Source organism: Halarchaeum acidiphilum MH1-52-1 (assembly GCF_000474235.1).
In the GTDB taxonomy this organism is placed as follows: Archaea; Halobacteriota; Halobacteria; order Halobacteriales; family Halobacteriaceae; genus Halarchaeum; species Halarchaeum acidiphilum.
Map to the genome: position 1 here is coordinate 1 of NZ_BATA01000081.1, position 10914 is coordinate 10914.

Sequence of the window (10914 nt, forward strand, 5' to 3'; positions counted from 1 at the left end):
CTGCAGGAAGCGTGCGTCGTCGTGAGTGAGTCCGCGTCGCTCCAATTCCGCATCGGGGACAGTCACTCCGCCGGCATCGATCGGTGACGGCTCAGTCTCGACCTGTGATGTCGTTGATTCCGCATCGGAGTCCACAGCCCCCGGGTCAGCAGACGAGGATTCTCCGAAGAAGGGACTTGCTTCATCGTCCTCGGCGTCGCCATCAGTCTCGGTTGACGTCCCACCAATCATCATCGACGTGGACTGCTCGCCGTCTGACGTTCGCGATACGGATGGGTCGTCGCCAGAACTCCCCCAATTATCGTCCACGGCCGCATCTGCCTGTTCGGCGCTGAGGCCGTACTGGCGTTGCGTCCGTTCAACGATTTGGGGGAGCGTCACCGACTCGAACTGTGAGGCTTCCATCTCGGTGAGTGGGTTATCGCTCTCGGGATGGCCGGCCGAGATCGGGAGCGGCTTCATCGAGAACGGCGACGGCCCAGTCTCCCCGAAAGCCGGACTCGGGAGTTGCGCAATCCACTCCCCACTCGGAAGTGTATTCACGCGATTTCGGAGGTCGGTTGGGCTCAAGTCCTCATGAGCGAGTGATTCGGCGAGGTCGTGCTCCATCGAGATATTCCCGATGAGCTTCGTCTTGATATTGTTCAGCACCTCGTCGTAGGCACGCTCACTCCGGTTGCGGACCTGGCCGGGGAACTGCATCACGAGACCCATACTGAGACCGAACGAGCGGCCCTGTGGGAGGAGTTGCTCGGAGACGAGACGCGTGGACGCCACCGGCGCGGCTTCCTCGATAATGAGGTTCGTAAGCTTCTCATAGTCGGTCTGGCCGTCGCGCCGCCGGACCTGCACGGCGTCCCAGAGATTGCTCAGCAAGAGGAGTGTGACCGCCTGCTGTGCCTCTGGTCGGAGGTCACCAAGGTCAAGGAGAATCGTGACGTCCTCGTCGAGGAACTTCCGGAAGTCGAAGTGGTTCTCGACATACTCCCCACTCTCGTTCTGTGCGGGCGTGTGATTGAAGACACGACGGAGGTGTGGGCTCTCCCGAAGCTGCTCGAGACGATTTCCAGCAGCGTCCATCGACGTCTGGAACTGCGACTCCTCCTTCGAGAGGTGCCGCGTCAGCGATTCCTCGACCGGCTGGTTCGCCATCGAGACGGACGGAATCGTCTGCTCGTCCTGCATCCGGCGAACCGCCGTGAAGAGATCATTGAGTCCGAAGACATCGCTGCCGTACTCGGCGTCGAAGAGCGCCTTGATGAGTTGGCTGAGGATCTCGTTCGCGACAAACGCCCGCTCGTGTTTCTCCCGCCCGAGAATCATCCGCAGGATATCGTGGAAATGATCAACCTTGTCTTGGACGGCGTCCTCGCGGCTCCGACCGGCGTCGAGTGCCGGCCGGATGTCGAAGAAGGAGAACGCGGGCATCGTCTCGGGCACTCGGAAGTGGTAGACGTCCTCGCAGTCGTCGAATCGGGCGTGGTGGCTGCGGAGGTAGTTCTGGCACATCCCGTCACCCTTCCGGTCGACGATGACGACGGGACCACCGGTTGTCTCTCGGAGGGAGAGCGCGTCGTTAATGATGGCTTTCGACTTCCCAGCACCGGTTGACGCGAAGCGCCCGTAGTGGGTGGTGAGCAGGTCGGGTGGGATGCGGACTGGCTCCTCTTCGGGAGTACCGGTCTCATCGAGTGCGTAGCCGACAGCCATTCCGTCACGGAACTGCTCACGGAGATCCGGATTTGGGCGTGGCAGCGGATTCCGACTCTGCTGCTCGGCACGCGTCCCACGCGACCCCTCGATGGAGAGTTGCTCTGAGGAGGGGACGAGGAGAAAGTGTGCGAGTTCGCGCCCACTCAGCACGAAGTCCGGACGTGTCTTCCCGCGCCCAGTCACCAACTCCCCATCAAGGAGGCGCTGGAGTGCTGTTCGTGCATTCTGCTCTTTTTTCGCCTGGCGGAAGCCACTCTCGCGGACCCGTTCGGTTTCGACGTCGTAGAAGGGGCCATCAAGCGGGTCGAAAACAGGAGCGAGCGACGCGAGTCGGTCGTCGAGAGACTCCTGTCCAGTCTCACTGGTGGGAACGCCGATTGCGCGGATGTTGGCGGTGAACGAGCGCTGTGGATTCGTCGCCCGAATTGCGTCGAGCCGCCGGACGACACGATCACTCAGTTCGCTCCTGTCCGGTCGCTCGTCCTCGTACTCCCGATCGTACGCAAGTAGGTCACCAACCAGCCGCTGAGCGAGTGTGTCGCGGCCGTCGATCAGGTCTTCTTTCCGAACGTCGGCATCGGACTGCCAGCCCGCACGCCGCTCGAACACGACTTGGAAGGCAAGTGGCTCTGTGGCGTCATTCACGTGATCGATGAGGGACGCGAGCGCCGCGCCTGGCTGGTCGACCGCCGACAGAGATTCCTCGCCCTCGCCGTCCGTGAATGGCGCGAGGGACGTCATCCAGTCCTCTTTCCGGCTCGCAGCCCCCTGCCAGCGGACACCATATGGAGAGACTGTCTCAGTTGCTGGGCGCGCGAGAATCGAACCCTCCTTGGTTAGCGTCGGCTTCTTGATTGGCGTCTCGTCTCCAGTCGCGAGGTCAAGCGCGATATCGTCAACCGACACCACGCTGTCCGCAGTCACATCGACGTCCCGAGCGTCTACCGTACCGTCATCGGTGAGTGTGTATTGCTCGTCCTCGGGGAACTCGTACCGGAGGGCGCCCTGCTGGTAGGCGTCGACGAACTCCGCACGGGAGTATTCGACTGGTTGGATAAGCCGCGATTCGACGTCGAGGGCGACGCGTTCGATGTCGAACGTCTCCGGGTAGACGGACTGCAGACGTTCCTCGAGGGTGTCGAGGTAGTCATCGGCGCCGTAGTAGAACTCGACTGGTGTGTCATCGCCCTCGCTGAGCGCGAGGAACTCGAAACGCGGCGGCGTTGACGACGAGAGTGGGTTCAGTTTCGCCCCGAGTCCTGGGTCCTCATTCGTGAGTTTGTGGAGACTCTCAAGGAGTCGTGGAACCCCCGCTGGGGCGACTGCCTCCGTGGTCGGCGTGACGCGGAGGTACTCACTCATCGCGACCACCGTCCGTCTCCACGACTTGTTCTGCGTCGTCGCTCGATTCGCCGGCTTGCTCGGCGAGTCGCTGCTGGACTGACTCCAGCTCTGAATTAGCTTCGTCGCTAGTCGCGCCGGGGAGTTCGTCGCGAGTTTGGGTGGTGGGGTCGAAGTCGATGACCTGCTTCTCTTTGGGCATCGCCTCGACCTGGATACCGCGCCACTCGCCGTCGACGCCGACGAGTGCTTCGGAGAACCCAGCATCTTCGTTGCCGGGAACGGCGTCCTGGACGTAGCGCATCTGCGCATAGTTCAGGCCGAACTCGTCGGCCCACTCCTCGTCCATTCCGTCAAGGCGGTGGAACTGCTTGACCGCACACTGATCAAGAATCGCCTCGGCTTCGGTGTGCTCGAAGAACTCGTCAACCGTCTGCGTCACGAGGCGAATCGAGAGATCGTGGTGGCGGTGATGGCGGAACACCGTCTCAAGGAACGCCAGACTCGCGGCATCCTGCATGATATATCTGGCCTCGTCGATGACGAACACGACCTCCTTCTCGGTCTCCTTTGCGCGCTCGTAGACGAGTGAGATGAGGAGTTGCATCGTGAGCGCCGTACTGGAGTCCACACTGCCCTCCTGTTGAGCGAGGTCGAGATAGATCGTCTTCTCGTCCCGAATGTCGAACGCGGACTCCTTCCCAAGATTCGCGTGCCGGCCTTCCGCCTCGAAGGGCCGGAGCTGGTCAAGGAGCCACGTCGCGTCGGCCTGCAGTTTCTCGGCCTCAGACTCAGAGCGGACAACAAACTCCGCGGGGTCCTCGACCATCTCCTCGAAGACGTCGAGCATATCTCGAATCGTCGGACTCGGATTATCGTGCGTCGTGATGTCGTCGGTGATGCCCTGTCGGGCGTACGCAGTCCGTAGTCCGAGTTCGAGCGTCGTCCGCCGGTCACCAAGCGAAATCCCCCGTAGGGCGAAGAAGTTGGTGAGAAAGCTCATCGCGTCGTCGAGTTTCTCGTTGAATGGACTCGCGTCCTCACCCATCGCCCGCTGCGCGTGCTCAGGCGTCTGGCGAATCTCCAAGGGATTCAGGCCGAGTGTTCCACCCACAGTGATTCGCTGGGCGTCGAGCGCTTCGGAGACGCCAGCCCAGTTGTTGAGCGGCTCGAGGACAATGCCGATGCGGTCGCGGTCCTGCTCGATCGAGCGGATGAAGTTCTGCTTCGAGCCAAACGACTTCCCCGAACCCGGATCACCGACGGTGAACATGGCGTAGCCGTTGTCGCGGTCGAAGGGGTCGATGACGACGGGGCTCTGGTTGTCCTTGTGGATGCCGAACTCGACGCCACCCTCCTCGAGGATCGTCGCGTTATGCGGGGATGCGAGGAGGGCGCCGACGGCGCCACCGAGGGCGATGGATTCGCGGCCGAACTCGTTGTCGCCGATCGGTGCGGCGGACTGGAGGGCAACATCTTGCCGACAGATCGCGGTTTTCGGTGTGAGGTTTGCGGGGTCGTCGCGAAGGGTGCTCTTGACGGTGCGGACGGCGTCTTGCAGGTCGTCCTTCTCGTCGGCGCGCACGGTGATGAACAGCCCGTGGTCGAAGACGTTCGCACCACTCTCAACGGCCTTGTAGGTCGCTGCGGCCTCGTCAGCGCGCTCTTGGAGGTAGGAGCTCCGAACGCTCTGCTCGAGGTCCGCGTCCACCTGGAGGTCGTCAGCGATCTCTTCAAGTTCGGTGCGGGCGCGCTCCTGGTTCTTCGGCGTGATGTGCGCGGTGAGGTCGAACTCGACGTCAGTCAACTCGAAGAGGTCGCTGAGGTAGCCATCAGTCGGATAGTCGGGGTACTCCGCGATGTAGAGCGTCGACGTCCACTGGTCGCCGACGTGTGCCGCGCGTGTCTCCCACTCGATGGCGGCTGGCGCAATCGCTGTCTTGTGTGACTCGGCGATTTCGTCGAGCAGCCGTCCTTCGGCCTGCCCCTCTTCGAGCGTCCCCTCGTCAAGAACGTCCGCGAACTCGACAGTCGGCTCGTCGCTACGTGCCTGCGAGCGCGTCCACGCGACAACCCCGCTAGCGACGATGACGACCGCGACGAGCAGGTAGAGGAGGACACCGCCGGGCGTCGTTGGGTTGAGTGCCCACTGTGAGAGCTGCTCGCCGAACCCGACTGCCGCCGGAAGGACGACGTTATGCATCGGCATCCTCCCGTGCCTGCTGATCCATCGCTGGCTGTTGGCGGATGACCGATTCGGGGTCGTCGACGTCGTGTTCGTGGCCGTTCCAGAAATCCATCGCGAGCGTGAAGAGTTCGACCGTGCTGAGCCGGCGTGCCGACCACCCGCTCGCCTGCTGGATGAACTCGCTCCGGACGGCAGCGACGCGGTCGTCGAGCGTCTCGAACATCCGCGCCCGCTGCTCTACCGCCTGTAAGTTCTCGCGGCGTGTGACGAACGGGTTGAACAGGAAGCCGACCACGGGAATCTCGGTAAGTTTCTCGGCGGGCGTCGATTCGTCGCGATAGCGGTCGTAGATGTCCATCGGGGAGACTTCGACGCCGATGTAGTAGCGGATCTGCTGGATGCCACGCTCGCGCATCTCGCGTGGGCGTGTCTCGAGGTATTCTTCAAGGAGTTCGTGGAACACCGGGTTCGCTTGGACGTCCTCGTCGTCGAGGCGGTCCTGAATGTTCTTGACAACCTGCTCGACAGGGAATGCACGCGTGGTGGCGTGGAGTTTGAGCTTCGAGTCGAGTTCTTTGTTCGCGAACTCCGCGCCCGCCTCCTGCAGTTGCGCCCAGTCCTCGGACATCGCGAAATCCATGTTGTCCGGGTCAACCTCAACGAAGGCTTCCATCGTCCCGTCCGAGCGCTGGATCGCGCCGGCGCCGGGCCACGCCCGCTCGATATTGGTGAGGTCCTGCGTCCGCTCGTCCGGCGTGAAGGGCGTGTAATTCGCGAATCCGCCTTCGTTCCGAACCGTCTCGTTCGTCCTCGATTCTGGTTCGGCTGGTGCGCTGAAGGTGATTCGGGGGCGTTTGAGGTACTGGTAGACGTCGGTTGCCCACGTCCACGCGGTGAGGTGGCGTGGGGAGACGTAGATGATGGCGACACCAAGCCCGAACCCACCTGCGACGAACGGAAGGGCGAGTGAGTCGATACCGGTGAGGGCGGCGAGGAAGAGGCCGATGATGGGGAAGGCAATGAGGACGCCAACATCTCCCTCCTCGATGTTGAGGTAGGGAATGCGGCTCTCCTCGCCGAACTGATTCATGATGCGTCGGGCGGCAGCGTCTGGATCTGTGGACATACTGGGTTAGCGTGTCTGTGGGTCGTTCTCTGTGCGGCGATACGACGGCGCAGACTCCTCACTCTCCTCTGAAGCGCGACGGCTGGCGTGCTCAGCAACAGCTTGTCCAGCAGCGGCTTTCGGGCCCCAGCGGGCAGCGGTCGTCGCGACGCTCGCCCCACCGACGTAGGCGCCTGCTGCAACACCACCGACGAGTGCAGCACCGCGCGTCGCGGTGCCGATGGCTTTCGCGGTCAGCGGCGTCGCGTACTGGAACGTCTTCCACGTCACCACCAAGGCGACGAGTGGGAGGGAGACGGCGACGAGATACTTGAGGAACGGACTCCCCGGCGAGAGCGCGTGCTGTGAGTAGAGTAAGTCGTAGCCTTTGAACACGACAGCGGCGGGGAGCGGGAGGATTGCGAGCGGGACGAAGCGCTTCGCAAAGCCCATCGCGACGTCCGAGAGCACCGGGACATTCCCGTAGGCGAGCGCAAATGCGATCGGCATCCCGTAAATATAGACGTAGAGCAAGACCTCCCGGATGTAGTAGAGTGCCTCCAGCGCCCACATCGAGAGCCCACCAAGAAGCGCGAAAACCAGTGAGAGACCAGGGTTAGTTATCGTGTTCTGGAGGTATCCAAGCATAGCGGTGCTGAGTGAGCTGAAGCTCGGAAGAAGAGCGATCGTGAATCCGTTGATCAAGTAGAGTGTGAGTACGGCAATCCAGTACCAGGTGATGATCAGGAAGGCACCGACCCACGCGGTCTTACGCGTTCGTCGTGACTCGTAGGCACTTCCGATGTTGAATATCCGGATGAGATGACGACCCTGTACGCAGATTACGAGTAGAAGCAGCGAGACGACCATGATCTCGCCACCAATCAGGGCGTGATGGATGGACTCCCACGGAGCGTTCGTCGGTTGCCCAAAGACGAAGGCGCCATCCGTATTCGGGGTCGGGGTACCGAACGTCGCTACGGAGATTTTGTGGTATCCACTCCGGAGTCCCTGCATGAACAGGCTGATGAACCAATTGACTGCGTCCTTGAACCCTTGGAGGACGACCCCGATCAGATCAACCATCAGCCGTCCTCCTTAATCGTGATTGAGCAGTTGTTGAACTCCTCCGATGCAGAATACTGGACATCGTACGTCTTCGAGAGGGAAGGGCCGGTGGTCGATGTCTCAAGAGAGAGCTTGAACGTCCCAGACTGTTGATAGTCCGTACACACGACGTTGCCACCACGAATGAACGCGAACGGCATCCGAGAGCTGTAAATCGTCTTTGACCCCCCAGGGGGAACGACAACTCGCTCAATTTCGGAGTTAGATTCCGGGTCGTAGATACCGCTCACATCAGTCCCGGCGTACTGAGTCCCGTTCTCACCACTCGAATAGGGGACCTTCCCGAAGAAGAGGAATTGGGTGACTGCGGTCGGTCCACTCCCTTGGTTCTCAATCGTGACGAACGCCTGCGAGTGCGGGCTACCGTCAGTTCCATTCCACATCTTCTCGGGCTGATTGCGTCCGATCCCCATCTCGATGATTTGGAGGTCGGAGCGGAGCGTCCGTGTGGTCGTGCCGACAGTCTGATCGCCGTTGACAGCGACGAGCTCGTATTCGCCGGGAGTGTAGGTGGTGCCGACGTCGAAGGAGACGCGGCTTGCACCCTGTGCGACGTCGCGTGTCCCGAAGAGCGAGCCGTTCGGCTTCACGAGGTTTACGTGCTCAGCGTCGGTATCGCTCGCGAGGTCGACGACGAGCGTTGTTCCCTGGACGCTGATGTTCGCGAACGGCCCAGCAGTGGTAGTCGTCGGGGAACTCGATGGCCCCGGACTCTGGTTGCTGGTACAGCCGGCAATGCCGGCGAGGGTGAGACTGCCGAGTGCTTGGAGGGCAGTACGACGGTCGATGGGTGGTGAGCTGTCAGTCATGGGTTCTGGAAGCGGTGGAGGTCGAAGAGGCGGAGGAGGTGCGTACCGGCGTAGAACATCACGACGAACGGGAGGAGCTTCCACCCAGTCGTGAACGCGAGGTCGAACCACCCCTGTATCGTGCCGAGCGGGTGCCAGCGGACGCTCGCCCGGTCACGTACGTAGGCGGGATTCGCGCCGAGCCACGATTCGGGATGGTACTGCGCCGTGTAGATGCCGGGCTGCGTGAACGTGACGACGGCGACTCCAGAGGCGTTCGTCTGGACGTGTTGGCCAGCAATCGCGATGTAGCCGTCATCCGATTGGGCGAGCGCACGGCCACGCTGGCTCTTCGAGAGATCAATTGGCGCACCCGTCTGGTTGTCCCGGAGTTCGAGACGGACGACTGCGGCCGAATCGTTCTGCGAGAGAACACTCACTGTGAGATTACTTTCTCGGAGGTGTCGCGTCGATCCCTCCTGTGGCTGGATGATGGTCGCGTTCACGCCGCGGACGATTCCCCCGACGTGGAGTGCTTGCCGGTCGACATCGTCGGTGCGAACGGCGACCCCATAGGACGTCTTGTAGGACTGGTTCACGACGTCGATGTGGACATTCTCGCCGAGTGTCGACGCAGGCGACGATCGATTAATCCCCCACTCTTGACGACCGATGGGCCGGTTCGAACGGGCTCAGCGACTGGCCCGATCCGCGACGGATACGCGTGAACTGAGACGGGAATAGCGTCCGGTTGAGTGCGCGTCTCGCCGTCACGTGTCGAGGAGACGAGCGTGTCCCAGTTCGTGTGGCGGGCAGTGTAGGACCGCCAGACGCCGCGCACACGCTCACTCCCATTACTGGTGAGCGTGTAGCCCTGCCACGGCCGCGACTGGAAGATTGCGACGCCCGCATCGCCGTTCGGATACGTCGCGTAGTAGGGGTACGCGGCAAGATCGTAGACTGATCCGTCGAGTGAGTCACTGACCGTAATCGAGTCAGTCCGCGTCGTCGCGTTAATGACGTTGCCGTTCAGCTCTACGGTCTGCTGGACGCGAACCTCGATCTGTGCGTGGAGTGTCAGCGTCGTACTCCGGTCGTTCTGCAGGTGGTAGTCGAGCGTCGGCGTGTGTGTGCCAGAACTGGAGGCGAGCGTCTCACCGTCCTGTGTAAGCCAGACGCGCGAAATCTGGTGGCTCGCGAGTGACAGTCCGTGCTCGTGTTTCCGAGCGTCGCGTTCGCTGTCGTCGTGTTCGGGTAGCGAACCCGGTAGTCCACGAGGCCACGAAATGTGCCGTCTGGTGCGAGATACGTGCGCGTCTCGCCGGACGCGAGATGTGCTCGTGTCGACGGTTGCGCGGCGAAAATCGTTGCGTGAGCGTCTGCGATGAGTACGCTATCCTCGAGATTCGCGTTCTCGGGATAGTTCGACGTGTGTAGGCCGCCGGCGTGGAGGTCGTCGAAATCGTGCCGTGTCCACGTCGCGGCGGTCTTGGGTGGTCTGGTGAACGTGATGTCCGTGCCGTTCGCTACCTGCTGGATCGCTGTGCGGTGCTCGCCGTACCGCTGGGAATAGACAGATTCGCTCGTGTAGTTGTCCGTGTCGTGCGACCAGAGGGTCGCAGACTCGTTCTCCGTAAGCCCGTTCCCCTCCGTCCCTGGTTGGGGTGGGCTTGCAGAGGCAAGTCCCGCAGCTGTGGCGAGCAGGAGAACGCTGGCAACCGCTATTGGAACCGCATACGAGTGGGACATCGTCGAGTGGAGGGCGAGTGTGGGTTACCAGGGGACGAGATTCACACACTGGGCGAGCGGGAGGCCCATCATCGACCCGGCGACCGTGTAAAGTGGGCCGAGAACGACGAGCACGACGGCGGATTTGAGCGCCGAGCGTTTGTGCCGCTTCAACCCCTTCTTCTGGTCGGGGCTCAGCGTGAACATATCGATAAGGAAGTTCGCCTGCCAGACGACGGCGAGCCCAATAATGCCCAGCGCCGTCGTGAGCTGGAAGAACCCCTCAATCATGCTCGGGAGTTTGTCCGCGTTACAGACTGCCGACTGCTGAGCGGCCGCAGGCTCAACAGCGAGAAGGCAGAGGAGAACCAAGCCAATCGCAGTGCGGCGTGGGAGGAGCTTCGACAGTAATGCGTGATTCGTCGTGGACTGGTCGTCAGCGGGGGAGCCTGCGTCAAACACGGATTGGTGGAGTAGGGGCTGATAGTGACGGACCACTGGTGACTGCCGGGTGGACGCAACGGATGGGCGGTTCTGGGGAACGGCCACGTCGCCAAGTCCTGTCTGACTGGGGGAGAAGCGCACGACAGCGGGCCCGTGGACAGTGCATCCGCGCCATCATAGCCGAAGCGAAAATAAATATCTTCTGTTAATTCTCTAGTAGATAAATAAACATTCAGTCGAAAGGTACGTGACACAATTGCCACAGTATGCTCCGTATATCAAGTAAGATACTACCGACTACACAGGCTCTCTACTGATGAAGAGGAGCTCGTCAAATCGGTCGACGGTTCACTCGACATCGCGTCAGCATACTGGTCGATCTGCTGGTAGCGAGAGTTTGCTGCACGCTCATTGACATCCTCCTCCGCCTTCAGGCGGAGGAATCCCGAGCGTTGGGATATTCAGTACCTCACAAAGCC

At 61.6% G+C, this 10914-nt stretch carries 6 protein-coding genes and 1 pseudogene; all 7 read right to left on the reverse strand.

What is annotated here, in order from left to right; genetic code table 11:
* The coding region (locus AOZ13_RS11840) for an ATP-binding protein (RefSeq protein ID WP_148294593.1) at positions 1-3075 on the reverse strand (3075 nt) is incomplete at its 3' end.
* Positions 3068-5263 carry a VirB4 family type IV secretion system protein gene (locus AOZ13_RS11845; RefSeq protein WP_081706799.1) on the reverse strand — a complete coding sequence of 732 codons (2196 nt, stop codon included), beginning with the start codon at positions 5261-5263 and terminating at the stop codon, positions 3068-3070. The genes AOZ13_RS11845 and AOZ13_RS11840, both read right to left, overlap by 8 nt.
* A complete protein-coding gene (locus tag AOZ13_RS11850; RefSeq protein ID WP_049934107.1) occupies positions 5250-6368 on the reverse strand; it encodes a hypothetical protein in 1119 nt (372 codons plus the stop codon). Before AOZ13_RS11850 ends, AOZ13_RS11845 begins: the two co-directional genes overlap by 14 nt.
* 6 nt (positions 6369-6374) lie before the next feature.
* Positions 6375-7433, reverse strand: a complete 1059-nt coding sequence (locus AOZ13_RS11855) for a hypothetical protein (protein WP_020222169.1) — start codon at positions 7431-7433, stop codon at positions 6375-6377.
* Positions 7433-8284, reverse strand: a complete 852-nt coding sequence (locus tag AOZ13_RS11860; protein ID WP_020222170.1) for a hypothetical protein — start codon at positions 8282-8284, stop codon at positions 7433-7435. The genes AOZ13_RS11855 and AOZ13_RS11860 overlap by 1 nt, the downstream gene beginning before the upstream one ends.
* A pseudogene (locus AOZ13_RS15785) lies at positions 8281-10012 on the reverse strand (hypothetical protein). Before AOZ13_RS15785 ends, AOZ13_RS11860 begins: the two are co-directional and overlap by 4 nt.
* 24 nt (positions 10013-10036) lie before the next feature.
* Entirely contained in the window at positions 10037-10399 is a 363-nt protein-coding gene (locus AOZ13_RS11870) for a hypothetical protein (RefSeq protein WP_199897034.1), read from the reverse strand.
* Between the last annotated feature and the right edge of the window lie 515 nt (positions 10400-10914).

Coding starts and splice junctions, on each gene's coding strand:
- AOZ13_RS11845 (WP_081706799.1), bottom strand. CDS start 5,263: ATGCCGATGCATAACGTCGTCCTTCCGGCGGCAGTCGGGTTCGGCGAG.
- AOZ13_RS11855 (WP_020222169.1), bottom strand. CDS start 7,433: ATGGTTGATCTGATCGGGGTCGTCCTCCAAGGGTTCAAGGACGCAGTC.
- AOZ13_RS11860 (WP_020222170.1), bottom strand. CDS start 8,284: ATGACTGACAGCTCACCACCCATCGACCGTCGTACTGCCCTCCAAGCA.
- AOZ13_RS11850 (WP_049934107.1), bottom strand. CDS start 6,368: ATGTCCACAGATCCAGACGCTGCCGCCCGACGCATCATGAATCAGTTC.